19 protein-coding genes, 2 tRNA genes, 2 rRNA genes and 1 pseudogene (1 of these 24 running past the window's edge) are annotated in these 24,298 nt (G+C 60.1%); 17 read left to right on the top strand and 7 right to left on the bottom strand.

Going from position 1 to position 24,298, the window contains the following annotated elements:
* Window positions 1-762 precede the first annotated feature (762 nt).
* From AB7Z56_RS35875 to AB7Z56_RS35865, 3 genes are all read right to left on the bottom strand, one after another.
* Complete coding sequence (locus tag AB7Z56_RS35875) at window positions 763-1,494, bottom strand: protein-L-isoaspartate(D-aspartate) O-methyltransferase (protein WP_084795290.1); 732 nt, start codon at window positions 1,492-1,494, stop codon at window positions 763-765.
* Between the two features lie 96 nt (window positions 1,495-1,590).
* Window positions 1,591-2,778, bottom strand: a complete 1,188-nt coding sequence (locus AB7Z56_RS35870; protein WP_063985300.1) for a 6-phosphofructokinase — start codon at window positions 2,776-2,778, stop codon at window positions 1,591-1,593.
* Window positions 2,779-2,828: 50 nt separating this feature from the next.
* Window positions 2,829-3,974, bottom strand: coding sequence for a fructose-1,6-bisphosphatase (locus AB7Z56_RS35865; protein ID WP_063985299.1), 1,146 nt, complete (start codon window positions 3,972-3,974; stop codon window positions 2,829-2,831).
* 713 nt (window positions 3,975-4,687) lie between these two features.
* Between AB7Z56_RS35865 and AB7Z56_RS35860 the strand changes: the two genes are divergently transcribed.
* On the top strand, window positions 4,688-5,161 hold the full coding sequence (locus tag AB7Z56_RS35860; RefSeq protein ID WP_346283416.1) for an Arm DNA-binding domain-containing protein: 474 nt from the start codon (window positions 4,688-4,690) through the stop codon (window positions 5,159-5,161).
* A 240-nt stretch (window positions 5,162-5,401) separates the two neighbouring features.
* Here the strand turns inward: AB7Z56_RS35860 and AB7Z56_RS35855 are convergent, their stop codons facing one another.
* Entirely contained in the window at window positions 5,402-5,905 is a 504-nt protein-coding gene (locus AB7Z56_RS35855) for a MarR family transcriptional regulator (protein ID WP_063985298.1), read from the bottom strand.
* A gap of 144 nt (window positions 5,906-6,049) precedes the next feature.
* Here AB7Z56_RS35855 and AB7Z56_RS35850 point away from each other — a divergent pair, with 144 nt between their 5' ends.
* From AB7Z56_RS35850 to AB7Z56_RS35825, 6 genes are read left to right on the top strand one after another with little or no spacing between them, the layout of a single operon-like run.
* Window positions 6,050-7,180, top strand: a complete 1,131-nt coding sequence (locus AB7Z56_RS35850; protein WP_063985297.1) for an amidohydrolase family protein — start codon at window positions 6,050-6,052, stop codon at window positions 7,178-7,180.
* Window positions 7,177-8,280, top strand: coding sequence for an amidohydrolase family protein (locus AB7Z56_RS35845; RefSeq protein WP_063985296.1), 1,104 nt, complete (start codon window positions 7,177-7,179; stop codon window positions 8,278-8,280). The genes AB7Z56_RS35850 and AB7Z56_RS35845 overlap by 4 nt, the downstream gene beginning before the upstream one ends.
* On the top strand, window positions 8,280-8,693 hold the full coding sequence (locus AB7Z56_RS35840; RefSeq protein WP_063985295.1) for a Rieske (2Fe-2S) protein: 414 nt from the start codon (window positions 8,280-8,282) through the stop codon (window positions 8,691-8,693). Before AB7Z56_RS35845 ends, AB7Z56_RS35840 begins: the two co-directional genes overlap by 1 nt.
* Before the next feature lie 45 nt (window positions 8,694-8,738).
* Entirely contained in the window at window positions 8,739-9,755 is a 1,017-nt protein-coding gene (locus tag AB7Z56_RS35835; protein ID WP_231144277.1) for an ABC transporter substrate-binding protein, read from the top strand.
* Between the two features lie 7 nt (window positions 9,756-9,762).
* The gene (locus AB7Z56_RS35830) at window positions 9,763-11,526 is read left to right on the top strand and encodes an ABC transporter permease (protein WP_231144278.1); all 1,764 of its coding nucleotides are present in this window, start codon (window positions 9,763-9,765) and stop codon (window positions 11,524-11,526) included.
* Window positions 11,527-11,544: 18 nt separating this feature from the next.
* Window positions 11,545-12,663 (top strand): ABC transporter ATP-binding protein, encoded by a 1,119-nt coding sequence (locus AB7Z56_RS35825; protein ID WP_063985292.1) that lies wholly within the window; start codon window positions 11,545-11,547, stop codon window positions 12,661-12,663.
* A gap of 14 nt (window positions 12,664-12,677) precedes the next feature.
* On the opposite strand, the gene AB7Z56_RS35820 is transcribed toward AB7Z56_RS35825, so the two are convergent.
* On the bottom strand, window positions 12,678-13,730 hold the full coding sequence (locus AB7Z56_RS35820) for an ABC transporter substrate-binding protein (RefSeq protein WP_231144279.1): 1,053 nt from the start codon (window positions 13,728-13,730) through the stop codon (window positions 12,678-12,680).
* A 5-nt stretch (window positions 13,731-13,735) separates the two neighbouring features.
* Window positions 13,736-15,064 (bottom strand): Rieske 2Fe-2S domain-containing protein, encoded by a 1,329-nt coding sequence (locus AB7Z56_RS35815; protein ID WP_063985290.1) that lies wholly within the window; start codon window positions 15,062-15,064, stop codon window positions 13,736-13,738.
* Between the two features lie 156 nt (window positions 15,065-15,220).
* Here AB7Z56_RS35815 and AB7Z56_RS35810 point away from each other — a divergent pair, with 156 nt between their 5' ends.
* Window positions 15,221-15,700: a MarR family winged helix-turn-helix transcriptional regulator gene (locus tag AB7Z56_RS35810; RefSeq protein WP_063985289.1), complete on the top strand. Its 480-nt coding sequence runs from the start codon at window positions 15,221-15,223 to the stop codon at window positions 15,698-15,700.
* Between the two features lie 48 nt (window positions 15,701-15,748).
* Window positions 15,749-16,126, top strand: a complete 378-nt coding sequence (locus AB7Z56_RS35805) for a YybH family protein (RefSeq protein WP_283018477.1) — start codon at window positions 15,749-15,751, stop codon at window positions 16,124-16,126.
* A gap of 287 nt (window positions 16,127-16,413) precedes the next feature.
* Here AB7Z56_RS35805 and AB7Z56_RS35800 read toward each other — a convergent pair whose 3' ends face one another.
* On the bottom strand, window positions 16,414-16,755 hold the full coding sequence (locus tag AB7Z56_RS35800; RefSeq protein ID WP_063985288.1) for a hypothetical protein: 342 nt from the start codon (window positions 16,753-16,755) through the stop codon (window positions 16,414-16,416).
* A gap of 440 nt (window positions 16,756-17,195) precedes the next feature.
* On the opposite strand from AB7Z56_RS35800, the pseudogene AB7Z56_RS35795 reads away from it, so the two are divergent.
* The 8 genes and pseudogenes from AB7Z56_RS35795 to AB7Z56_RS35760 form a co-directional block, all read left to right on the top strand.
* Window positions 17,196-18,327, top strand: a pseudogene (locus AB7Z56_RS35795) (ABC transporter substrate-binding protein).
* A 101-nt stretch (window positions 18,328-18,428) separates the two neighbouring features.
* Window positions 18,429-19,367: an ABC transporter permease gene (locus tag AB7Z56_RS35790; RefSeq protein WP_224517721.1), complete on the top strand. Its 939-nt coding sequence runs from the start codon at window positions 18,429-18,431 to the stop codon at window positions 19,365-19,367.
* Window positions 19,361-20,149, top strand: a complete 789-nt coding sequence (locus AB7Z56_RS35785; protein WP_063985287.1) for an ABC transporter ATP-binding protein — start codon at window positions 19,361-19,363, stop codon at window positions 20,147-20,149. The genes AB7Z56_RS35790 and AB7Z56_RS35785 overlap by 7 nt, the downstream gene beginning before the upstream one ends.
* Before the next feature lie 153 nt (window positions 20,150-20,302).
* The gene (locus AB7Z56_RS35780; RefSeq protein WP_063985286.1) at window positions 20,303-21,103 is read left to right on the top strand and encodes a class I SAM-dependent methyltransferase; all 801 of its coding nucleotides are present in this window, start codon (window positions 20,303-20,305) and stop codon (window positions 21,101-21,103) included.
* A gap of 617 nt (window positions 21,104-21,720) precedes the next feature.
* Window positions 21,721-23,209: ribosomal RNA gene (locus tag AB7Z56_RS35775) — 16S ribosomal RNA — on the top strand.
* Window positions 23,210-23,397: 188 nt separating this feature from the next.
* A tRNA-Ile gene (locus tag AB7Z56_RS35770) sits at window positions 23,398-23,474 on the top strand.
* A 33-nt stretch (window positions 23,475-23,507) separates the two neighbouring features.
* Window positions 23,508-23,583: transfer RNA gene (locus AB7Z56_RS35765), tRNA-Ala, on the top strand.
* A 411-nt stretch (window positions 23,584-23,994) separates the two neighbouring features.
* Window positions 23,995-24,298, top strand: a 23S ribosomal RNA gene (locus AB7Z56_RS35760) (it continues 2,569 nt past the right edge of the window).
* Together the 16S and 23S rRNA genes with 2 tRNA genes alongside form the textbook arrangement of a ribosomal RNA operon.

The following is a 24,298-nucleotide window of genomic DNA, read 5'->3' as shown; positions in this document are numbered from 1 at the left end:
GGAGATGCCGCACGATTGTTCGTTAAGTTTTATCGTTCATCCGCTAGGTCGTGGAACTTAGCACCAGCGGCACCGTCCCCAGCGTGCGCAGCAGCCGCCGCAACCCCCGCAGCCACCGCAACCACGCACAGCTCGGCAACCACGGCAGCCACGGCAACCACCGCAACCTCGGCGAACAACAACGGCGGCTAGCTGCACGTCGCTTCCAGCATTTTCCTTATCGAAGAGATAGAACGTGGCGAGACTGACGTCGGCCATTTCCTCTTCGCCAAGAACGAAGCGCTGATTGGGCGAGATGTTGTCAGAATGCGGGATATGAGCAGTGGGTATCGTGTGCGCGGATGCGCTCCCCGCCAGCGAGAGACCCAGTCCGGCCGTACCGAGTGCCGTGACGGCGGCGGCTTTGGTTGCGCGTACGTGCTTCGCAGCTTGCTTCACCCGTGGCATGGTCGCCATCCTTTCGGAAGTTGTCGTGAAAGGGTCAGCTTGACGTAGCAAGTGTGCCTGTACGTCTAGAAATGCGACCTAGCGCATTCGGTTCCCCTTCGCGCGCGGGTCTTTTTGAGTTGCAACTGGTGGCGGACCCGACTGACCGTCTGACGATGTCCGTTAACAGGGGCAGAGCGGAAGTTGGATTTCGCGGCGGTCAATGCGGATTTTGACCCGAAGCCGACAGGTTCGAACAGCTGGCGCTTTCCGCAAGGCTCCAGCCAGCGAGGCGACTGCGCAAGTGCTGCTCAAGAATTAAACGTCGATTGGTTTCTAATCTGGTGAGCGCGTAAAGGGTACAAACCGCACGAGGCTGGCGGCGCGCGTTGTTGTCTTGCCCGGGCCGGTTTTTTCCACCACCGTGAGCTGCTGAGTGGTGTAGGCAGGTCCCACCGGCATCACCAGCCGGCCACCCAATTTGAGCTGCTCAATCAGCGGCGCCGGTACGTGCCCGAGCGCTGCGGTGACGATGATTGCTTCAAAAGGACCGCAATCGGGCCAGCCGGCATAGCCGTCGCCAAGCCGAACGCTCACATTGTCATACGCGAGGTCCTTGAGCGTTTTGGCTGCGGCTGCGGCCAACTGCGGGATGATCTCGATGGTGCAGACCTTTCGCGCCAGGTGCGCAAGGATGGCAGCCTGATAGCCCGAACCCGTACCGACTTCGAGCACAACATCATCGGGCGCGACGTAAGCCAGCTGAGTCATCAAGGCCACGATGAATGGCTGCGATATGGTCTGGCCGGCGCCGATCGGAAGCGGCATGTCTGCGTATGCGATGGAGCAAGATCGCTCAGGGATGAACAGATGGCGTTGTGTTTGCCCCATGGCCTCAAGGACTCTCCCCGACAGCCCCTGCTGTCCCAAAACACTGACGTGGGACCGGGCGTAGGACCGGATGGTTTCGACCATGGCGGCGCGTTCGAGGACGCATTGAGCGTCCTGTGCGGTCACTTCGCGCACGACGGTCACCATAGAAAGCACGAGCAGCAGCAAGGTCCTCATGAGCCGTCTCCCCGATCTCGGTGGCGCGGCGGCGACAAGGCCGGTTGCGACGCACCCGCAGCAACCAGTCATGCCGGCGCTTGGGTCACCATCTATCTATGACGCGCGGTTGAGAAAGATCGGCAACCCCTGCTTGTTGCCGTAGATGGGGCGATAGCGCTCCGTGTTGTAGCTGCTGGCGACGTCCAATTTGCGCGGGCCGAGCTTGGCGTCAGGGATGGGCACGAGGTCGTAGCAGCCCTCTACCAGCGCCGACATGAGGCCGGTCTTGCCTTCCAGGATGGCATCGTAGGCCATGTTGCCGAAAGTCAGGGCCACAAGCTTGTCGATGAAGTCCGGATCGCCCGATCGCAGGTCGTAGGTGAGGTCGGAGGTGATCGTCTCCTCGCCGGCGCGCCGCTTGATCTCGTCGGCAAGCGATTCCGCCACGTTGGCCTTCTTGCGGTGACCGTAGGCGTCAGGCTCGCCGTATTCCTGCAGGTTGAAGCCCTCCCACTCGGCACCCTCGCTGAGCACGATCAGCGCGTAGTTGCTTGGGTTCGCTCGCTTCTCCTCGAGGAGCAGCTGGATCAGTTTGTCGAGGTTGACCTTGTACTCCGGTATGACGCATCGTATCGAGGTCGCATACGCGGCGTAGAGCGCTGTGAATCCAGCATCGCGGCCAAAGACGCGGAAAATGCCAATTCGCTCATGCGAGCCGACAGTGGTGCGCTGTCGCTGGATGGCATCGCTGGCGCGGGTGATCGCGGTCGAGAAGCCGATGCAGTACTCGGTGTTGCGGACGTCGTTGTCCATCGTCTTCGGGATGGCGATGATCTTGACGCCGAGTTCGTTGAGCTTGGCCGCATAGCTGAGCGTGTCGTCGCCGCCGATGGCGATCAGGTGTTCGATTCCGAGCCCCGAAAGGTTCGCCAGCACCTGGCCGGTGAGGTCCCAGGTCTTGGTTACGATGCCGTCCTTGGTACTCAGGGAGACTGGAACGTCCCTGCCGACGAGATGATCGGGCAGCTTTTGTATTTTGGACGGATTGATGCGGCTCGAGTGCAGCACGGTGCCGCCGCGCCGGTCGATAGTGCGAGTGTTTTCACGGTTGAGCGGGATGACATAGTGAGACCTGCTGGTCGGGTCCTCGAGGTTCAAGTGCGTGAGGGCCTCCCAACCACGGCGGAGACCGACGACCTCGATGTCGTTCTCACTGCCGCGATAAGTCACGCTCTTGATGACTGCGTTGAGGCCGGCGACGTCGCCGCCGCCCGTGAGAATGCCGATGCGTCTTTTCGCCAAGCCAAACCTCCCAGCATTGGCAGGTCGTAATAATGCACAGCGCAGCTTCGCTACTCGGCCGCTTCCGGCTTGCGCTCCTCACGCAGCCGAAATCGCTTCACGAGTGCGGATACGGTGTCGCGGAAGCCGCCATATTCCAGCTCAGAATAGGGCAGCATCGCAGCGCCGGACCAGCCCTGGCTGCGCATCTCGATTGCCTTGCGTTGCGCGCGCCGGCGCACCTCGTCCCACGCCGGGTTGTCGAAGAAATCGGTATAGGACTCGGAAAAGCGGCCGTCCTTGTCGACCGAAAAGCCAGCGCAAGAAACGATCGGCAGGCAGTACATGCCAGTGACCGGTGTATTGAGCGGCACGGGCATCAGCGGCATCACATGCGAGCCGCGCGCATCGCCGCCCACGAAGTGTGCCTTGGCGAAGGGCGAGATAATTTCCTCGGGCGCCGGGAAAATTCCCTGGTTTCTGATGATTGCGACCGGATCGTCCTTGCCGGTGTACTTGCCTGCGATTGCGTGAAGACGTTGCGCCGACACGGCGGCGGCAACCTCGCCATATGTTTGAGAAACGATGCGATCAATGCCAAAGCGCTCGTTGTCGCGGAGCAGCGCGGCAATGTGGTAGTTGTCCTCGGGCGCGTCGAGTTCGATCACGCTGTCGCCCGCCGTGTGGTCCATGTCGATGACATGGAAACGGAATCCCTTGATCATCGGGGGTAGCATCAGCCCGGCGCAATACATGGGATCAGCGAAGGCGAGGTAGAGCGGCAGGTTATAGGCGCCGGGGCCGCATTTGTCGGCGGCAAACACCATGAATGATTCCGCGGGTCTCGGCCCCGAGAGGCTGTGGTCGAAGCTGAGCTCGGCGACGCCCGGGCCGGCACCGCGAATGTTTCCGGAAGGTGCGTCTGCGAGAAGATCCTGGCCGGCGCCGTAGAGACCGGAAGTCCTTGCAACCGAAGTGGCCGCAAGAAACGCCTTCCAGGCGAGTTGATGGATCTCGGAGCTCCCCTCGCCCCGAGTGTGCGTCATGATGATCGCAATGTCGTCGCCGGTGTGGCAGACAAAACCGTCGATCAACAGACCATTGCAGATCGCCTTCGCGACCTCGCCCTCGACAGCTGCCATCATGCGTGAAGATGGTTTCGTATGCCCGCCGACTGAGCCAACGTCAGCCTTGATGACCGAAAGAGTGAGTCTCATGAGCTTTCTCTCCGACCAGCACAGCGCGACGCCTCTGCGCAGGCTGCGCCGGGGCGACGGCGCTGCTCATACGCCGGAAGAACGTCTGATGTTACGTTAGGTTCCGCAGATGCCCTTCCTGCTCGAAAAATCCGCTTCCCGAGATATTCAACCACCTTAAGGATCATACCAGAACCGATAGGATAAGTAGATCATGCGCCATCATTTTCTACGGTGCACGAGTCCGGTTTTGGCCCGCGTGATACATGCCGGTGCAGTCTGACGATTTCCGTTCACAGGGGTAGACCGGAAGAGAGCGGCATTGTCCGCCGCTTGTGCCCGCACTGTAGGTAAGAAGGTGTCGAAACCACTGGAGAAGCGGCAGCCCAAAGAGCTCAGCAAGCGCCAGCTTTACGCCATACTAGCTGAGGCGGTCAGGAATACGGACTAAGAGCTAGCCCGCGAAGCGCGCCCGCCCTCCATAGTCCTGAAACGGGAAATGATATTGCCCGTCAGAATGCGGCGTCTATTGCAGATCGTGCCAAGACCGGGAAAGTTCGGCAATCTATGACGGCGTGTTCCGCCCGTGAATACACCGTATGGTTGGCCCAGAACAAAACGGGCCACGTTGTCATTTCAAACTAGGCCACTGTCGCCGGAAACAGGCCAGTGCCAAGACTTTGACAGTGGTCCGACCAGATCGACTTGCTTGAGGATGGGAGACCGCTTGGCCTATCACACAGCCCCTCAAAAGTGACCAACGGAAATTATTCGCATTTTCGCAGTGCCGTCATCATCTTCTCAGCCAGCAACAACAACGGCGACGGTCTCTACCTCGTCATCGCGATTGCAAGAACTGGTGCTACCGGTACTGGAAAGAAGGTAAGCCGCGCTGGCTCGGTCTAGGATCGCTCAAGGACGTGTCGCTAAAGGACGCGCGGCTTGTCCGCGACGCAGCGCGTCTTCGTGTCAAAGGCGATCGCAGCGCACCCGGCGTCGACATCGTGTGGAGAAGCGAGCGGCGCCTGAGGAAGCGAAAGCCGGAGAGACCAAGGTCACCCTGCCTACTTTCGAGCTGTGCGCCGAAATCTACATGCGCAAGCACTGGTCGATCTGGAGCACGAAGCATCGCGTTCAATGGCCGTCGTCGCTCAAACGGTACGCTTACCCGGCAATTGGAAACTCACGATCCCAGAGATCAAGCCTAGCCACGTCTACGAATTGTTGCGGGCGATCCGGGTTGAAAAGCGAGAGACGGCTACAACTTTCAGAACAATGCACCACCTAGCAGGACTTTGGGGCGATCCGAAACCGCCGGCCGTCTCCCTAAGGAGGGCAAGAGCGTCGCGCGTGCCGTGAGTGAGACGGGGGCATCCTATCGAGAAACATTCTGCGGGGTGGACTTGAGCATCGTAGCTCATTTGATCCTGCCGCTGCTGTGGGATCCGTTAGTGCTCCCAATCAGCATGATCCAAGGCATTAGAAAGCTGATGTAAAAGTTGCGACAATTGTTGTTTGTCGGCGGTTGGGAAATCTTTGAATAGCCGAGCCTCGCGCTTACGCGAAGCTTCGGCCATTCTCGTGGCGAAATCTCTACCTTCGCGGGTAAGCTTGGCGATGGCGGCTCTGCCACGGGAGCGAGTTTGCTCGATCGAGATCAGCCCTCGATCCGCCAGGACGGCGAGACTGCGACTTGCTGCAGCCTTGTCGATGTCGGCGGCGTCGGAAAGCTCACTGACATTGAGGGATTCGATGCTCTTGAGCGTCATGAGAAGACGCCATTCCACGATGCCGATGTTCCAGGCCGCGCGGTAATACGCGGTCGCACCTCTGTTGAGGCGCATGCCGAGGGTCGACACCAGCACGGCCACATGCTCACGAGCCAGCATTCCGGCACTCCGAGAACGTTCGTCCGAAGCTTTCTCCCTCTCGAATTTCTTGGTCGCCGGCATTTTCGAAGATCTCCAATGGACTTCGTTCCAAGTCCCGCATTTTGCAGCGCATTGATCCAGATCAAATTTCTTGACAAAACATTTATTGACATATCAACATAGAGCCCAATCTCCCAATTCCAAGAAAAAAGTGGCGAGAGTGACATGGAAGGAAACGGCTTGGTCGCCGGTCTTGATGAGGCGAGGACGTATGCCGGCGCAATCGATTGCGACCTTCACCCGGCGGTGCCCGGGATGGGCGTCCTCCTGCCCTATCTGGACGACTATTGGCGCGAGATGGTCTCCGTCCGCGCGCTCGATCGTCTCAATCTGAGCCTGACCAGCTATCCGCAGAATTCGCCGCTGTCCTGTCGTCCAGACTGGCTTCTCCCGGGCGGTGCGAAGGCTGGCTCCTCGCTCGAAGCGATGCAAGACCATGTGCTCGATCGGTTTCGACCACGCTATGGAATTCTGAACTGCCTCTACGGCGCGCAGGTCCTTCACAGTGAGGATATGGCGGCAGCGTTCTGCCGGGCGACCAACGACTGGATCAGAGATCACTGGCTCAACCGGGATCCGCGGCTCCGCGCCTCGATCGTGATCCCGTCGCACAACGCGGAACTCGCCGTGGCGGAAATCGACCGCCGCGCCGACGACTTCCGGTTCGTGCAGGTGCTTATGCTGGTGTCCGGTGAAACGACGCTAGGCCGGCGACATCTCTGGCCCATCTACGAACGCGCCGAGCGCCTCGGCCTGACGATCGGAATTCACGCAGGAAGCGCCTATCGATATGCGCCTACCGCGGTCGGGTGGCCGTCATACTATGTCGAGGACTATGTGGCGCAGTCCGCAGCATTCGAGAGCCAGCTTCAAAGCCTGATATCGGAGGGCGTGTTCGCGAAATTCCCCCGGCTCAAGATCGTTGCAATCGAATCCGGATTGACGTGGCTGAGCGGATTCATCTGGCGCGCCGACAAGACATGGAAAGGTGTGCGAGCCGAAGTTCCGTGGGTCACGCGCACGCCGTCGGAGATCATCCGCAACAATGTGCGTTTCACCGTCCAGCCGGTCGATGCGGCGGACGACGGCGAGGCCATCATGCGGCTCGCCGATCACATCAAGTCGGACGAGCTGTTCCTGTTCTCGACCGACTATCCGCATTGGCATTTCGACGGGGAGGCGGTCCTCTCCGGCCGGCTCCCTGATGCGCTTTTCCGCAAGATCGCCAGTGAAAATGCGCTCGCCACTTACTCGCGATTGGCCACGGCCGATCAGATCATGGAGGTTGTGCCATGAGCACCGTTGAGCTGGAGCGGCCACGGGCCTCGAACTACAAGCTGAAAGTCATCGATTGCGACATCCATCCGGCGATGACGTCCTGGACCGAGGTGCATCCTTATCTGGAAAGGCAATGGATCGAGCATCTCACGGTCTATGGCAGCCACCTGCGCCACGCCTTCTCCGAGGCACTGTCGCATCCGCGCATGTCGCCCGACGCTGCGCGGATCGATGCCTATCCGGAGGAGGGCGGGCCGCCGGGATCGAGCCTTGACCTGATGAAGAAGCAGCACCTCGATCCGAACGGGATCGAGGTGGGCATGTTGATACCCCTGCGCTGGAATCCGGGCAGTCAGAGAAATCTCGACCTTGGCGTCGCATTGACCCGCGCGATGAATACCTGGCAGGTCGAACGCTGGGTGAAGCAGGAGCCGCGTTTGAGGGCCTCGGTGCTGATCGCCCAGGAGGACACGGTTGCCTCCGTCGCCGAGATCGATGCCAGGGGAGGGGATCCCAACTTTACCCAAATCCTGATCCTGCCCAAAACGGACGAGCCGCTCGGACGCCGGCGCTACTGGCCGATCTATGAGGCGGCCGTGCGCAACAACCTGCCGATCACGATTCATGTCGGTGGCACCAACGGCCATCCGTCGACCGGCGGCGGATGGACATCCTATTACATGGAGGAACATCACTCGGTCGCCCAGACCATGCAGGCGGTCGTGGCCAGTCTCGTGTTTGAAGGCGTCCTGGAGCGCTTTCCCGAGTTGCGCGTCGTGATCATGGAGGGCGGGTTGGGCTGGGTGCCGTCGCTCAATGCGCGCATGGACAAGCACTGGGCACGCCTTCGGAGCGAGGTTCCTCACGTGAAGAAGCCGCCGTCGGAATACGTGTGCGAGCAGGTGTGGTTCAGCACGCAGCCGATGGAAGAGCCGGCGACGTCAGCCGAATTGATCGATCTGTTCGACAGGATCGGATGGGACCGGCTGCTGTTTTCCACCGACTACCCGCATTGGGATTTCGACGATCCGCGCTACGCGTTTCGCGCCAATCTCACGCAGGCCCAGCGCGAGCAGCTTCTCTACGAGAATGCGCGCAAGTTCTACAGGCTGGACTGATGGCGCGGCATGTGGTTGCGACCGTGGATCAGATCCCGCCGGGCCAGCGCCTGCTGGTCCAGGTCAATGGACGCGAGATCGGCATCTTCAATGTCGAGGGCGAGTATTTCGCCGTCGGCAATCGTTGCCCGCATGAGGGGGCGTCCCTGTGCAAGGGGCGCATCGTCGGGCTCGTCGAGGCGACGGGGCCCGGTGACTATCAATACAGCCGTCGCGGTGAGTTGTTGCGCTGCCCGTGGCATGGCTGGGAATTCGATCTGCGAACCGGGCGGTCATGGTGCGAGCCAGATCGCACCAAGGTCCGAAGCTATGAATTGAAAGTCGAGCCCGGAGGCGCGCTGATCGAAGGTGAGCTGCGCGCCGAAACGTTTCAGGTCACGATCGACAAGCAATATGTTGTCCTGGAAGTCTGAAGACCAGCGGATTGCCAAAGCAAAAAAGAGCATTGGGAGGAGTAAGTGTTGTTCAAGCTAGGGATGTCGGCGGCTGTCGCCTGTTTCGTGGGTCTGTTGAGCTCCGCGCACGCCGAGGACGGTTCTTGGGACAAGGTCGTCGAGGCCGCCAAGAAGGAAGGCAAGGTCGTGGTCTACAACATGGCCTTGGGCGCTCCCTACTTCACGGCTGTCCTCAAGTCGTTCGAAGCGAAGTACGGAATTCCGGTCGAGAGTCTCGACCTCCGTGCCAGTGAGCTCTCCGAGCGCATCCGCACCGAGCAGGCGGCCGGCCGCTTCCTGGGCGACGCGGAAATGGTCACGACGACCATGATCGAGGAGCAACTCAAGAACGGCGATTTCGTGCAGAAACTGCCGCCGATCCCGAATGCCGCCCATTTGCGACCGCCGTTCAAAGCCAATGAATACAGCGTGCCGGCCTTCATGCAGCCGATGGGCATCCTCATCAACACGCGGCTGGTCAAGGAGCAGGACATCCCGACGAGCTGGAACGATCTCAACGATCCCAAATGGAAGGGCAAGATCCTCTCGGACGACATGCGGCCGCTCGGCAGCGGGAATACCATGTTCGCCATCCTGGAAAAGACCATGGGCATCGACTTCAATCAGAAGCTCGCCGAGCAAAAGCCCGTGTTCAGCCGCGATATGCGAAACGACGCGCGGCGCGTCGCTCGCGGCGAGTACGCCATCTATATCCCGCAGATCTTTGCCTTCACGTCCGATCTGAAGGGGCTGCCGGTGAAAGTCGTGATTCCAAAGGAGGGTGCACCTTTCGCGGAGATGGATCTCGCGGTGCTCAAGAACGCGCCGCATCCCAACGCTGCGCGTTTGTTCATCGACCACTTCCTCAGCGTCGAGTCGCAATTGCTCTACGCGAACGCCTGGATGCTTCCGGTGAACGCCGCGGCCGCCGAGCGCGCCAATCCGGACGCGCAGCAGTTCGTGAATGCCAAGATCATTGGTCCCGCCAAGCTGGCTGAGCGCTCCTCGATGATGGATCTCGCCAAGAAGCTCTATCCCTGAGAGACCCATGAGCGTTTCAGCCGGAGAGGGAGTGAACAACCTCGTCGAGAGGCGTACGACCGGCCTGAGCGGGATCGGGCGGTGGCTGCAGGCGACTGCGGCAGGCCGCCTTGCGGCGCTCGCTCTGCTCGTCGTCGTTCTCGCCTTCCTTTCCGTCTATCCGCTGTCGATGCTGCTCTATGGAAGCCTGCATTCGACGCCGCCGGGAATGGCCGGCACTTTCAATCTAGACGGATATCGCGACGTCATCACGCTGCAAAGCGCGGTGACACTCCTCAACACCGTCGGCATATCCCTGGCCAAGACCATCCCTTCGGTAATCCTGGCCGTCCTGCTCGCCTGGATACTGGCGCGAACCGACACGCCATTCCGGGCGGCTCTGGAAGTCCTGATCACGCTGCCATTCTTCATTCCCCCCATCCTGACCGCAATGGCGTGGGGCATGCTCGGCAATCCGCAGGTCGGATTGCTCAATCAGCTCTATCAGTGGGTCACGGGATCGGAGACAGCGCCGATCAACGTCTATTCATATGGCGGCGTAGTCTGGCACATGATGCAGTATTCCGTGCCGTTCCTGTTTCTTCTTATCGTGGACGCCTTCCGAGCGATGGATCCGAGTCTCGAGGAGGCGGCGACCATGTGCGGCGCATCACGCCTGCGAACTTTTCGCTCTGTCACGCTGCAGCTTATGCTGCCCGCGCTGACCGGTGCGGCCATCCTGAGCTTCATTCGCGGCATCGAGAATTTCGAGTCGCCGCTCTTCTTCGGCTCACCGGCGGGAATTCGGGTCATCACGACGGACATCTACGACTCGATCAACCAGCGGTCGCCGCCGCAATATCAGTATGCAACCGCGATCAGCTTCGTCATCATGGCGCTATTGTTCCTGATCGTTCTTCTGCAGCGGCGGATGCTGCGCGGCCGAAGTTTTCAGACCATCACTGGCAAGGGCTATTCGCCTTCGGTGATGAAACTCGGTGCATGGCGATGGGCAACCTTTGCCTTTTGCGTTCTGTTCTTTGTGGTGACGGTGGTTCTCCCGGTCGGACAACTCGTCATCGGCTCGTTCTTCAAGTTCTTCGGGTTCTACCAGTGGGACATGCTGACCCTCGAGCACTATCAGGCGGTATTCGGCAGCAGCGAGTTCTGGCGCGGGTTCAGCAACACGATGTTCCTGGGCCTCGTCGGCGCCACGCTGACGATGTTGCTCGGCGCAACCGTCGCCTATGTCTCGGTCCGAACGAAGTGGCGAGGCCGGTTGCTGATCGATTCGATGGCTTGGCTGCCGTGGATGATGCCCGGTATCGTCCTTGGTGTCGGGTTTCTCTGGGGGTTTGCTCTGCTGCCTCACGCGATTCCGATCTACGGCACGATCTGGGCGCTGCTGCTGGCCTATATTTCGCTTGGGACGCCGCTTTCGGTGCGCGCCATGTCGAGCGCATATGCGCAGCTTTCGTTCGACCTCGAGGAGTGCTCCCGGGTGCATGGCGCAAGCTGGCTGCAAACCATGAGGCGCATCGTCCTTGCCCTGGCCTGGCCTTCCTTCGCCGTCGGATGGGTGCTGGTGTTCTTCGGCATCATGCGCGAGCTGAGCGCATCCGTTCTGCTCTATTCTGTCGGCTCCGAGGTGTTGTCTGTCGTGCTGCTGAAGCTGTGGGCGAACGGCAATGCGGAGCAGGTCAGCGTGATCGGGCTCATCATGATGGTTCTCGTGATCGTCTTCCGGTGGGTTCAACTCAAGTTCATCAGCAGCCGTATCGGTGGAATGTGACCAGGCTTGGATCGTGCCATGTCGAATGTCGTTCTTGAGAAAGTAAGCCGGAGCTTCGGTAATTTCGTCGCGGTCGACGGCGTCGACCTGCGGGTCAGCGAGGGTGAATTCGTCACCCTGCTGGGGCCGTCGGGGTGCGGCAAGACCACGACGTTGCGGATGGTCGCGGGCCTCGAGCAAAATTCCGGCGGCCGCATCAGCATCGGCAACGAGGTCGTCAGCGATGCGGCTCGCGGCGTCTTTGTTCCGTCGGAGCGCCGGCGGCTCGGCATGGTCTTCCAGTCATACGCGATCTGGCCGCACATGACCGTCTTCGAGAACGTCGCCTATCCGCTGCGGGTGCGCCGCAAATCCGCGGCCGAGATACGCGATCTCGTCGCCAGGGCACTTCGCCTCGTCGAGATGCAGGATTTTGCCGAGCGGCCGGCACCGGCGCTGTCCGGCGGCCAGCAGCAGCGGGTCGCGATCGCGCGGGCCCTCGTCTTCGAACCCAAGGTGCTGCTGCTCGACGAGCCGCTCAGCAATCTCGACGCAAAGCTCCGTCTGCAGATGGGCGACGAGTTCCGTTCGATCCAGAGACGGCTTGGGATGACGAGCCTGTACGTGACACATGATCAGGCCGAAGCGATGGCGTTGTCCGACCGTGTGGTCGTGATGGATCGCGGTCGAATCCAGCAGATCGGAGCGCCCGAGGAGATTTATCGCTATCCCGCAAACCGGATCGTGGCAGCCTTCTTCGGAACACCGAACCTGCTGGAGGCCAGTGTGGAGGCCTGCACGCGGATCGACGATCGCCGGGTGCGGCTCAACGTCGTCGGCAAGGGCTGGCGTGGAGCGTGCCAGTCGGCAAGCGAGATCCGGCCCGGGCGGCCCGTGACCGTCATGGTTCGTCCCGAGGACGCCCGTATCGCGGCCCCAGATGCGGCTCACAGTGACCACGAACTTCGATGGTCCGGACAGATTGCGCATACGATCTTCCGCGGTCCGATCCGGTCCGTCGTGGTGCAGACGGACGATAGCCGCCTCAATGTCGATGCGCCGCCGTTCGGTGGCTTCTCCGTCGGAGACAATGTGACCGTCGTCGTTCCGCAGCAGTCGGCTTGGGCTGTGCCGGAGCAGGCCGGCGCAGCCCCTTAAGCCGGGAATGCCTCTCAGCGATAGATCTGCTGAGCCAAAGACAGCATCTCGTTCATGCGTTCTGGATCCGTGGTGCCGAGAAGCTTCGTTGTTTCGATTTGTGCCACCGCGGGATCGACACCGGTCAGCGCGTCCGCCGTGGTCGGCAGCAGCCCGAGCCTCGCAAGGTTCTGCTGCATCGTCTTGCCCAGATAGTATTCCATCAGCAGCCGCGCCGCGTTGGGGTGGGGTGCATTCTTCAGCAGCGCGAGATCGTAGCCGACATAGGGCAGCCCCTCCTTCGGCGCGATGAACTTGACCGGGAGGCCCTTAAGTTCGAGCAGCGACGTCAGGCTGTCGGGGATGTAGAGCGGGTATTCGCCGCGCGCTACGCGGCGCTCATTTGCGGGTATCTCCCGGCTGAACTTCAGGTCCTGCTGGGCAAGCTTCTCGTGGAAGGCGCGCCCGTAGAGGTCCTGCAGGACCGAGAAGAGCACGCCGCCGCCGCCGAGCGTCCGCGGATCGTCGCTGAGGATTTTTCCTTTCCAGCGCGGATCCGTCAGGTCGAGCCAGCTTTTCGGCTCGTCCGCCGGCTTGACCAGCATGGTGTTCGCCAGGATGCCGTATACGATGGCAAAGACAGGGAGCCGCATGCCGTCGCTTGGGAAGTCCGTCTTGAGACGGCCGAGGCTGGGGAGGGGGCCGTGCGGTTCGAAGACACGCTCCTCCTTGATCTGCAGCGTGGTCGTGGTCCGCCCGTTCTCGGAGACGTCGGCTGCGTTGCGGCCCGCAGCCTGCTCGATGCGGATGCGCTCCCGGACTTCGCTCGCGCGTGCTTCGAGAATGTCCACGGTGATTCCGTAGGCGGACTCGAAGTCCTTCTTGAGCTCCTTGTGCGCGGCAAGGCCGACGAACGCGCTGTAGAGCACCACGCGGCCTTCCTTCTTTGCGGCGGCGACCAGCGAGGACCATTCACCCTCCGCTCTCGACGGAGCCATGATCGACGGCAGGATCGAAGAGGCCGTCAGTCCAAACACCGTAGCGCGGCGCGTGATGCGCGCGCGCGTTTCCCGGTCCGGCGTGGCCATTGTCGCTACTCCGCGGCTTGCGGGCTCGGGGCACGCCAGCGAATGGCGGTCTTCAACTTGTCCTGATAGGCCTCGAGCCAGTCGATCTTCGCGTCAGCGTAGTAGGAGCCTGCGCGCGCGTTCCAGAACACCTCGGCATCGTCGACGCCGGGCGGCACGGTGCCGCTGTTGGCGAATGCCCGTGCAGCGTTGAGCAGGCGCCGCCTCGTCCGCGCGATCATCACGTCGCTCGGTGCGAGATGTTCCTTGGTGTGATCGACGATCGGCCCCATGCTTTCCGTGACGGCTTGGTCCTGCATCACGATGTTGCGGATGCCGGTGTAGATCTTGTTGGTGCGCTGAGCTTCGCGATCGATCTGCCAGTCGTTGCCGATGTTCTGGACCGCACGCCAGCGCCCATACCAGTCCGTGGTGTTGGGTAGATAATCGAGACCGTCGGCCCCGGGGATGCCACCACCGGATTTCAGCTTGGAACTCGAGTAAGTCGCCCCTTTGGCGCGGCCGCCATAGATCGAGATCAGCATCGTGTGAGTGTCGTCCATGGGCACCCACGCCTTGGCGACCACGTGGTCGGCAAAGTCGGCGTTCGGGGTCTGGGTCCAGAACGGCAGTGAGAAATGCGCCATGCGCCAGTGCATTCGATCGTCCGCTTCCGGCCGAAACGCGCCGTACATCGTGCCCCAGTCGGTCTCGGTGACCTTGTACTCCGGCGCTCGGTTGGAAACCGTGTGACGGGCCGGGTGGCCTTCCTCGAAATCATCAGGGTTGATGTGTCCGGCATGCAGGAAGCCGAAATGCGACGTGTCGATATCGCCTTCGAGGCCCTGGAGCCAGTTGGCTTCGCGTTGGAGGATGGTGACGGTCAGATCCTGCTCCGGAACGAACAGCGCTTCGTGCATCGGCATCGGCGGCGCCTCGGCCCGCGCGCCCATGTAAACCCATATGAGGCCCGCGCACTCGCGAACCCTGTAGCTTTTTGCGCGGACCTTTTCCTTGAAATCCTGCGGAGGGGGGACGTTCGGCATTTCGAGGCAGCGGCCGTCAACGTCGAACTTCCAGCCGTGATAGACGCAACGGATACCGTCCTGCTCGTTACGGCCGAGGAACAGCGAGGCACAACGGTGCGGACATTGATGATCCAGCACGCCAACCCGGCCCGAGCTGTCACGGAAGGCAATGAGCTGCTCACCGAGCAGCATCAGGCGCATTGGATCGCCGTCGACTGATAGTTCCGAAGAGAGAGCGGCGGGTATCCAGTATTGCCGCATCATCTCGCCCATGACCGTACCCGGGCCAACCAGCGTCAGATCCTGGCCGTCAGTCGATTTCGACATGGTGATCCTCCTTGGTTCTTTTGAATGCTCATTATTTGCATTATGCAAGTAATTCGCCCCTGCGTCAATGACGCGATCGTCCGGAAAGCGAGCGGTTGAGCGGTGCAGTGCAACTCGTTATGGTTCTGCTCCCTTCACCGCGAGCAAATTGTCTTGATGAACAAGGTCAGCACGATCCTCCCGCTCGAGAACTGGACCGGGTACCGGTTCGGTCTCATCGCTTCGCGGCTGGGCAGCTTCATCTCCCCCATGTACGAAGATCGTTACGAGCTGACGATGCCGGCCTGGCGAAGCCTTGCGGTCATTGCCAGGCATCAGCCGCTGACGGCCACGCAACTTGCGACATTGACCTCGTCCGACGCGTTCAAGGTCGCGCGCTCCATCGAATTGCTGGTGCGTCGAGGGCTGATTCATCGTGACGTGGATAAGGCAGACCGCCGCCGCGCCAGCCTGAGCCTCACGACCGATGGCCGCAAGGTCTACAAGGATATCGAGAAATTCGTGGTTCGGGTCGAGCGCAAGCTCATGGCCGCGCTCGATCCGCACGAAGTCGAGGTTTTGAGGCGAAGCCTAGACAAGCTCGATCAGCAACTGGAGACCGAGATCAAAGCGCAGGGCCGCGAGAAATTCCTGTAACGGTCTTCAACACTACTCATTTGTCTGCTCGGCGCGCCGGGAATTTCGTTGGCCGCGGACGCCAAGGGGGACGTGGAGAAGGCTTACGCCGCTTGGGATGCCGCATTTAATAAGCACGACGAGAAAGTCATCGGCGCCTCCTATGTCGCGACGGCAAAATTGATGCCGCCCACACATCAGGTCGCGTCGGCGCCGGCCGAGATCGAGAAGTTCTTTGCCGGACTCTTCGCGAGCGGTGTGACGGATCACAAGTTGGAGATGATCGATGCCGGCGGAGACGACAAGGTAGTCTTCGGCGCAGCCAAGTGGAGCGCTACGGGTAAGGACAAGGAGGGCAAGCCGTCTCCCTTCAGTGGTTTGGCGACGCACGTCTTCGAACGCCAAGCCGACGGATCGCTCAAATTGAGGCTGCAAACATTCAACTAAAGCGGTCGAACCTTAATCGGTCCGGCGAGGCGGCGGCCTTACCGGACGCCCAAAGGGCTACTTGTCTCCGGTGCAAGATATGTCTGGGTTGGGTCAAACTGCGACTTAACGGGGAGGGCAGTTCTTGGCGAAACGTGGACATTTGCCCTGATCGGCACGTCTCCGAAGAGCCAAGATCAGAGTGATCGTCGCATTCGGTCGCGGCGTGGACTTGCTACGATGACGTGAGGATTCCGCAGCTATCCTCTCATACAACGCCACCTCTACGCGCTAGTGCGGCAGAAGAGCTATCTGCTGGGGTCATTTGGAGCAACGGCCTCCTCGAACAGCTCAACCTTACCGCGCGTGTTGTCTGTTAGCGCAAAAACCTCGTAAAAATCGATCTGCGGCTTCATGCCGTAGCGCTGGATGATGCCCTCGAGCCACGGCCCGGTGTAGAACGCCGTAGCGTCCTCGATACGCTCCCACTGGTACACGCCGCCCGCCCAGCCGCTTTCGGACCAGATGAAGTGCTTGCTGATCAGCCCCGTCACCCCGCGGAAGTTGGGGGCGATCATGTGAAAGTGCTCGCGACACGCGGCGTGGTCGATCTGCGGCGGCAGTGTGTATCGTACAACGGCGGTAATCATGCGACCTCCTTGTAAGTATGCCCCGGCGCAACATTGATGCCATTCCCGGGATCAAGCTAGCGAAGCGGGAAGCCGACCATTCCAAAGCATGCTGAACTTAGCGTCGAAGTTCAGCCTATCCTGCATGATCTCGGTCCGGGCGTTGCTCAATTCGCGCAACGCAGGCTCCATGCATGCTGGTGCGTGTCGACTCAGATATTGACCATCTACTCGCGCCGATCGCGATCAAATGCGACAGACGCCGCCGTGAGTAGGTCAACACGATTGACAAGAGCCTTAATCGCCGCGCGGCTATCTCCTTCCAATTTTTTGCGTTAATGTGAAGCTCTTCACACCTGTGTAGCAGACGGGCTCGGATCATGCCCAAAGAGAGGTGAGCTAAGGCCCCGCAAAGCGCCGCCCAGTTCTATTCCATTCACACGCGAGTTTGGGAGTGACACATGGAAAAGCGCGAAATTGGCAACAGCTTGACGAAAGGTCTGTCCGAAGCGAAGCGGGGCGCCTTCTCCCGCCGCTCGGTGTTGACGTTGGTTTGCACCCTCGGCGCCACGGCGCCGCTTGGAATGTTTGGAGCGGCTCGCGCGCTGACGGCATCCGGGACTGGATCGCTGTCTTATATTCCCGGCGAGCCTCTTATTTGTCGCGCCGCAGCGAGCAGTGAAGAGCTGCAGGGCCCACCCCGCCAACTCAAACTCGCCTGGAATGCGAACGCGGCGTGCACCGTCGCTGCGGCAGTCGCAAAGGAGCGGGGTATCTTCGCCAAGCACAACCTCGATGTCGAATTCGTCAATTTCGGCGGTTCGACCGACCAGTTGTTGGAGGCGATTGCAACTGGCAAGGCGGATGCCGGTTTGGGATTGGCCCTGCGCTGGCTCAAACCGCTGGAGCAAGGTTTCGACGTTCGGATCACCGCCGGTGTGCACGGCGGCTGCATCCGGCTCCTCGGCTCCAAGGCTGCGAATATTGACAGCCTGGAATCCCTGCGCGGCAAGGCCATCGGGATTAGCGATCAATCGAGCCCAGCGAAGAACTTCTTTTCGATCTACCTCGCCAAAAAGGGCATCGATCCGGCCCAAGAGGTAGAGTGGCGCCAGTACCCGGCCAATCTGCTCGCGCTTGCCGTCGACAAGGGCGAAGTGCAGGCGCTGGCCGAGATAGATCCGCTGCCCTACCTCTGGCTCAAGGAAGGCAAACTCAACGAGATCGCGACGAACTTGACGGGTGAATTCGCCGACCGCACCTGCTGCGTTCTCGCGATACGTGGCAGCCCCACCCGAAGCGAAATGCCGGTGGCGGCCGCTCTGACCCGATCGATACTGGAGGGGGCAGACCTAAGTTGCCAGCGATCCCGCCGATGCCGCAGCAATCTATTCGGGCTACGGCGGGAGAGGATCCGTAGAGGATCTCGCCACCATGTATCGTAGCCATACTCACCACAATCACCCGGTCGGGGCCACGCTCAAGAAGCAGCTTCTACTCTACACCGACGAACTCAAGGCAGTGAACGTCATGAAGCGAAGCACTGACCCGGCCAAGTTCGCCGAGCGGATTTATCTTGACGTTCTAAGCTGAGCCGATTGGGAAGATCCGCAGTGAGCTCGGTCATCGATGACGTGCCGAGGCCATCAGAGAAATCGGGTTTCGGCTTTTTTGAAAGTTCGACCACTCGGTCGTTGATCGGCGGACTGTCTGTTGCCGCCGCATGGTCTATGGTCGCCGTGCTCACTGCGCTCTGGCCGGATAAGCCCGAGAGCGATTGGGCCTACACGGGCGGCTTCGCGATTGCCTGCGGCGCGTTGGCCCTTGCGCTCGCCCTGGCAGCCTTTGCCGGCGTTCGTTTTGTTGCTTTTCAGCGTCTCCAGCGGCTCTCCCCGTGGCTGTTTGCGCTCGCGCTGTTTTTTGCTGCCTGGGAGGCCGTCACAGCAAAGCTTGGATTGCTGCCGTTGCCGTTCTTTCCGCCGCCGCAGGCCATTGTCGAAGTCGTAATCGATGATTGGGGGCGGCTGGCTGAAGGCATCTTCGCCTCAGCGCGTCTGCTCGCGACCGGTTACTTTCTCGGTGCGGCGGTGGGGTTCGTAACCGGCGTGGCGATCGGCTGGTCGCGGCTCGCCGGTTATTGGATCCACCCAGTTTTGCGGTTCATCGGGCCGCTGCCCGCGACAGCTTGGCTGCCGCTCGCATTTTTCGTTTTCCCGTCGAGCTTCAGCGCCAGCATTTTCCTGATTGCGCTCGCCACCGGGTTTCCGGTCACCGTGCTGACCTGGTCGGGCGTCGCCTGCGTGAAGAGCGCCTATTACGATATTGCGCGGACATTGGGAGCAACCCAGCGCTTCCTCGTGCTCAAGGTTGCCATTCCGGCGGCAATGCCACATGTCTTTGTTGGCCTGTTCATGGGTCTCGGCAACTCGTTTGCGGTTCTTGTCGTAGCCGAGATGCTGGGCGTGAAGGCGGGGCTCGGCTGGTACCTGCAATGGGCGCAAGGTTGGGCGGCCTATGCCAATATGTACGCCGCGCTGCTGCTCATGGCGTTCTTGTGCTCAGGGCTGATCACGCTGCTGTTCCGCTTGCGGGACCGCCTGCTATCCTGGCAGAAAGGTCTGGTGCGATGGTAGCGGCGATCGCAAGCGATCACGCGGTCCGTGGATCGACGCTAACGCTCCGCGAAGTGAGCCACAGCTTCGATCTCGAAGGGCAGCCCCTGCCGGTATTGGACCGCATCAGCCTTCAGGTCGGCCGCGGCGAATTTGTCGCTCTCCTGGGGCCGAGTGGGTGCGGAAAATCGACCCTGCTGCGGCTGGTCGCGGGGCTCGACACTCCAACAGCCGGCTCCCTGCTAGCGGAGGGAAGAGAGATCGAAGCACCCGATCCGTCGCGTGTCGTCGTTTTTCAAGACCCAACGCTCTATCCATGGCGGACGGTACGGAGCAACGTTGCGCTCGGTCTGGAAGCCCGCGGGTTGCTACGCACTCATGGCGGGCGTATCGAAGACGCCTTGCGCCTGGTGGGGCTCACGGGCTTCGCCAATGCCTACCCGCACCAGCTTTCCGGTGGCATGGCGCAACGCGCGGCTCTGGCGCGTGCGCTTGTCAACGACCCAAAGCTGCTCATTCTCGACGAACCTTTGGGCCAGCTCGACTCGCTGACTCGCATCGCGATGCAGGCGGAACTCGTATCACTTTGGCAGCGCTCGCGCTTCACGGCGCTGATGGTCACGCACGATGTCGAGGAGGCGCTATTGCTTGCTGGCCGTGTCATCGTGCTGAGCGACCGGCCTGCACGGGTCAAGGCTGAAGTCGTCAACAGCCAGCCCTATCCTCGCCACCGGGGCGATCCGCACTTCGTTGAGCTTCGTCGCGAGGTGTTTGGGCAACTCGGCCTCGATGAGGCATGGTAGCCCTCAAAAGGAGCTCGCCGTGACGGATCTTCTCATACGCATCCACAGAGCAAGCAGCACGGCGTTCTCGCTGCGATCGCAATGCGATTGCGTTAGCGGCTGTGCAGCCACCTCCTGGAGATCTAAAAATCTGGGAAGCGCACGGAGACTTCGATGACCTCAGAATTCAACGTCCACAGCGCCGCGGGCTATGAGCAGCTCATGGGCCGCTGGAGCCGAAGACTCGCGCGGAAATTCATCGACTTCACAGGGATTTCCGACGGCGAAAGGATTCTCGAGATCGGCTGCGGCACCGGTAGCTTGACCTTCACGCTCGCCAAAGCTGCCGACCTCGCCGAGATTACCGCGGTCGACTATTCGCCAATCTTTGTCGAGGAGGTAATCCGGCGCAACACAAACCCGCGAATAAAAGTCCGACAGGCGGATGCCTGCGCCCTGCCCTTCGAGGGCGGCACGTTCGATCGCGCTTTGGCGCTTCTCGTGCTCCAGTTCGTTCCCGAAGCCGGTAAGGCAGTAGCCGAGATGCGCCGCGTCGTTCGGCCGGGCGGCGTGGTCGCGGCAGCGGTGTGGGATCATCTCGGCGGGATGCCCGGCATGCGCATGATGGTCGACACGGTGGCGGCACTCGGTGAAAGCGGGCGCCAGCTGCGCAGTCGCTATTGCTTTCAACCAATGATGCAGCCGGGCGAACTGAGACGGACTTTTGCCGAACAGGGTCTCGTGAGCATTGCGGAAGTAGAGCTGATGATCCGCATGGACTACAAAAGCTTTGCCGACTATTGGACGCCGATTGCCGCTGGCGAAGGGCCGCTCGGCAAGTATGTGGCAGCGCTCGATGCTGCGGAGCGAGCGCGCACCGACGCCGCCGTGCGCGATGCCTACGAGGCCGGCCGGCCCGATGGCCCGAGGTCCTTTGCAAACGTCGCGTGGGCGTGCCGAGGCATCGTTCCCTAACTCGACGGCCAGAGCGGTCTCTTCCGAGGTCCTGGCTATCTGAGTGCCCGGGTGGAAAGTCGATGAACGTCTGGGCTTAACCAGGACGAGCAGGCTTGCTGCTCTGCTACGCGGACACGAGAAGATTGGCGAAGTGGAAACTTTTCATTTTCTGCTTGAAGTCAGGTGAGTGAGCGTCTATGCGTTTGCCAGCGTTGCCCGTCTGTCGGGCGCTCTCTTTGGCCTAGATGCCAAGGGAAGCATGCACGCTCTTGATGCTCCTCACCTTGTTGAGTGACACAACAGTCGACATAAGTCGATTGGAGTTCATTCATCGTCGGTGAGGGTGTCGGGAACCCTTCCACTCTGGAAGGTTGGGGCCACCTGGTCCCGGGCTGTTTGACAAGTGAAGATGAAGAAAGAGAAACGTGGACGGCGGAGTCCTTGCGCCTCTCGGACACTGAAGAGCTTCGGCTTTTGAGTTCTGAGAGGGGACGAAAGACTTCGGCGGTACACGTTTTAAAGGAAACACCATCGCTGCCAGCGATGTGAATCGCGGGCAGCTCGACGACTTCGGTTGTCGAAATAATGGTGGGACCTCGTCAAACGTTGTGATCAGCCGGTTCAAAGTTCAAGTCCAACTTGAGAGTTTGATCCTGGCTCAGAGCGAACGCTGGCGGCAGGCTTAACACATGCAAGTCGAGCGGGCGTAGCAATACGTCAGCGGCAGACGGGTGAGTAACGCGTGGGAACGTACCTTTTGGTTCGGAACAACACAGGGAAACTTGTGCTAATACCGGATAAGCCCTTACGGGGAAAGATTTATCGCCGAAAGATCGGCCCGCGTCTGATTAGCTAGTTGGTGAGGTAATGGCTCACCAAGGCGACGATCAGTAGCTGGTCTGAGAGGATGATCAGCCACATTGGGACTGAGACACGGCCCAAACTCCTACGGGAGGCAGCAGTGGGGAATATTGGACAATGGGGGCAACCCTGATCCAGCCATGCCGCGTGAGTGATGAAGGCCCTAGGGTTGTAAAGCTCTTTTGTGCGGGAAGATAATGACGGTACCGCAAGAATAAGCCCCGGCTAACTTCGTGCCAGCAGCCGCGGTAATACGAAGGGGGCTAGCGTTGCTCGGAATCACTGGGCGTAAAGGGTGCGTAGGCGGGTCTTTAAGTCAGGGGTGAAATCCTGGAGCTCAACTCCAGAACTGCCTTTGATACTGAAGATCTTGAGTTCGGGAGAGGTGAGTGGAACTGCGAGTGTAGAGGTGAAATTCGTAGATATTCGCAAGAACACCAGTGGCGAAGGCGGCTCACTGGCCCGATACTGACGCTGAGGCACGAAAGCGTGGGGAGCAAACAGGATTAGATACCCTGGTAGTCCACGCCGTAAACGATGAATGCCAGCCGTTAGTGGGTTTACTCACTAGTGGCGCAGCTAACGCTTTAAGCATTCCGCCTGGGGAGTACGGTCGCAAGATTAAAACTCAAAGGAATTGACGGGGGCCCGCACAAGCGGTGGAGCATGTGGTTTAATTCGACGCAACGCGCAGAACCTTACCAGCCCTTGACATGTCCAGGACCGGTCGCAGAGATGTGACCTTCTCTTCGGAGCCTGGAACACAGGTGCTGCATGGCTGTCGTCAGCTCGTGTCGTGAGATGTTGGGTTAAGTCCCGCAACGAGCGCAACCCCCGTCCTTAGTTGCTACCATTTAGTTGAGCACTCTAAGGAGACTGCCGGTGATAAGCCGCGAGGAAGGTGGGGATGACGTCAAGTCCTCATGGCCCTTACGGGCTGGGCTACACACGTGCTACAATGGCGGTGACAATGGGACGCTAAGGGGCAACCCTTCGCAAATCTCAAAAAGCCGTCTCAGTTCGGATTGGGCTCTGCAACTCGAGCCCATGAAGTTGGAATCGCTAGTAATCGTGGATCAGCACGCCACGGTGAATACGTTCCCGGGCCTTGTACACACCGCCCGTCACACCATGGGAGTTGGTTTTACCTGAAGACGGTGCGCTAACCCGCAAGGGAGGCAGCCGGCCACGGTAGGGTCAGCGACTGGGGTGAAGTCGTAACAAGGTAGCCGTAGGGGAACCTGCGGCTGGATCACCTCCTTTCTAAGGATGGTTCTTCAGAAGCTTGCTTCTATCGAACCGTTTTAGAAACATCAGTGGCCAACGATCGTCAGGATTGTTGAGCTGCATTGGCGGGATTTCGCCGTCTTCGTTTCTCTTTCTTCGCGGACGAACACGCGCTGGGGCTGCAAGCTTGCAGAATCCCTGGTCCTTGACTGGATATGCGTTAGGGGCTTGTAGCTCAGTTGGTTAGAGCGCGCGCTTGATAAGCGTGAGGTCGGAAGTTCAAGTCTTCCCAGGCCCACCACACTCATCGAGTGAGCATTCGTCTTCTGGTTACGGGGCCATAGCTCAGCTGGGAGAGCGCGTGCTTTGCAAGCATGAGGTCGTCGGTTCGATCCCGTCTGGCTCCACCAGATGGTTTGATCATCGACTGATCGTGCACCTAAATCGTCCGCGAAACATCACTTCGCACTTACTAGTCCGGATGGACAGTAAGCTGCGTGATTTCTGACATCGTAAAGAGGAGATCGATCCGAGTTGGATCGGGCAACAAGCAATTGTTGCGCGATACTTCATTATCTCCGGATCATTTCGGCGCTCGTGCGCCTTTCAATGTAGCTCACAAGGCTGCGTCTGAGAGGAATGCGAGTTGTAAATGATCCTTTTAGCGAAGCTTGACCGCCTCGCTATCGGAACGATCTTACGAAGCAAGCTGGTCTTTCTAATCATTGTCCGGCTGCAGATAGCGTTCATCGAGGGCGCGTGCCGCAAGGTAATTCTGCAGACAACATTCTGCCGAGTGTGTGGACATTGATAATGAGAGCAATCAAGTGCCTTAAGGGTGTTCGGTGGATGCCTTGGCGCTGAGAGGCGATGAAGGACGTGCTACGCTGCGATAAGCCGTGGGGAGCTGCGAAGAAGCTTTGATCCATGGATTTCCGAATGGGGAAACCCACCTTCGATAGCCGGAACTCCAAGACCTTTGTCGAAAGACATTGGTGTGGGGTTCGATCAGAAATGAGAGATGCCTAGGCCTTTAGATTTCGATCGAAGAGGTTTTGGATTTCCGGTTATCAAGAGAAGGTATGAGACTTCTGAATACATAGGAGGTTTCAAGCAAACCCAGGG

This window comes from Bradyrhizobium sp. 482_C4_N1_8 (genome assembly GCF_052075965.1).
Taxonomy (GTDB): Bacteria; Pseudomonadota; Alphaproteobacteria; order Rhizobiales; family Xanthobacteraceae; genus Bradyrhizobium; species Bradyrhizobium barranii.
This window is presented reverse-complemented; position numbering and strand designations above follow the sequence as displayed.

Excerpts from the sequence above, each read along its gene's own strand:
- AB7Z56_RS35875 (WP_084795290.1), bottom strand. The coding sequence starts at position 1,494 with ATGAGGACCTTGCTGCTGCTCGTGCTTTCTATGGTGACCGTCGTGCGC.
- AB7Z56_RS35865 (WP_063985299.1), bottom strand. The coding sequence starts at position 3,974 with ATGAGACTCACTCTTTCGGTCATCAAGGCTGACGTTGGCTCAGTCGGC.
- AB7Z56_RS35855 (WP_063985298.1), bottom strand. The coding sequence starts at position 5,905 with ATGCCGGCGACCAAGAAATTCGAGAGGGAGAAAGCTTCGGACGAACGT.
- AB7Z56_RS35850 (WP_063985297.1), top strand. The coding sequence starts at position 6,050 with ATGGAAGGAAACGGCTTGGTCGCCGGTCTTGATGAGGCGAGGACGTAT.
- AB7Z56_RS35845 (WP_063985296.1), top strand. The coding sequence starts at position 7,177 with ATGAGCACCGTTGAGCTGGAGCGGCCACGGGCCTCGAACTACAAGCTG.
- AB7Z56_RS35840 (WP_063985295.1), top strand. The coding sequence starts at position 8,280 with ATGGCGCGGCATGTGGTTGCGACCGTGGATCAGATCCCGCCGGGCCAG.
- AB7Z56_RS35830 (WP_231144278.1), top strand. The coding sequence starts at position 9,763 with ATGAGCGTTTCAGCCGGAGAGGGAGTGAACAACCTCGTCGAGAGGCGT.
- AB7Z56_RS35825 (WP_063985292.1), top strand. The coding sequence starts at position 11,545 with ATGTCGAATGTCGTTCTTGAGAAAGTAAGCCGGAGCTTCGGTAATTTC.
- AB7Z56_RS35820 (WP_231144279.1), bottom strand. The coding sequence starts at position 13,730 with ATGGCCACGCCGGACCGGGAAACGCGCGCGCGCATCACGCGCCGCGCT.
- AB7Z56_RS35815 (WP_063985290.1), bottom strand. The coding sequence starts at position 15,064 with ATGTCGAAATCGACTGACGGCCAGGATCTGACGCTGGTTGGCCCGGGT.
- AB7Z56_RS35810 (WP_063985289.1), top strand. The coding sequence starts at position 15,221 with ATGAACAAGGTCAGCACGATCCTCCCGCTCGAGAACTGGACCGGGTAC.
- AB7Z56_RS35800 (WP_063985288.1), bottom strand. The coding sequence starts at position 16,755 with ATGATTACCGCCGTTGTACGATACACACTGCCGCCGCAGATCGACCAC.
- AB7Z56_RS35785 (WP_063985287.1), top strand. The coding sequence starts at position 19,361 with ATGGTAGCGGCGATCGCAAGCGATCACGCGGTCCGTGGATCGACGCTA.
- AB7Z56_RS35780 (WP_063985286.1), top strand. The coding sequence starts at position 20,303 with ATGACCTCAGAATTCAACGTCCACAGCGCCGCGGGCTATGAGCAGCTC.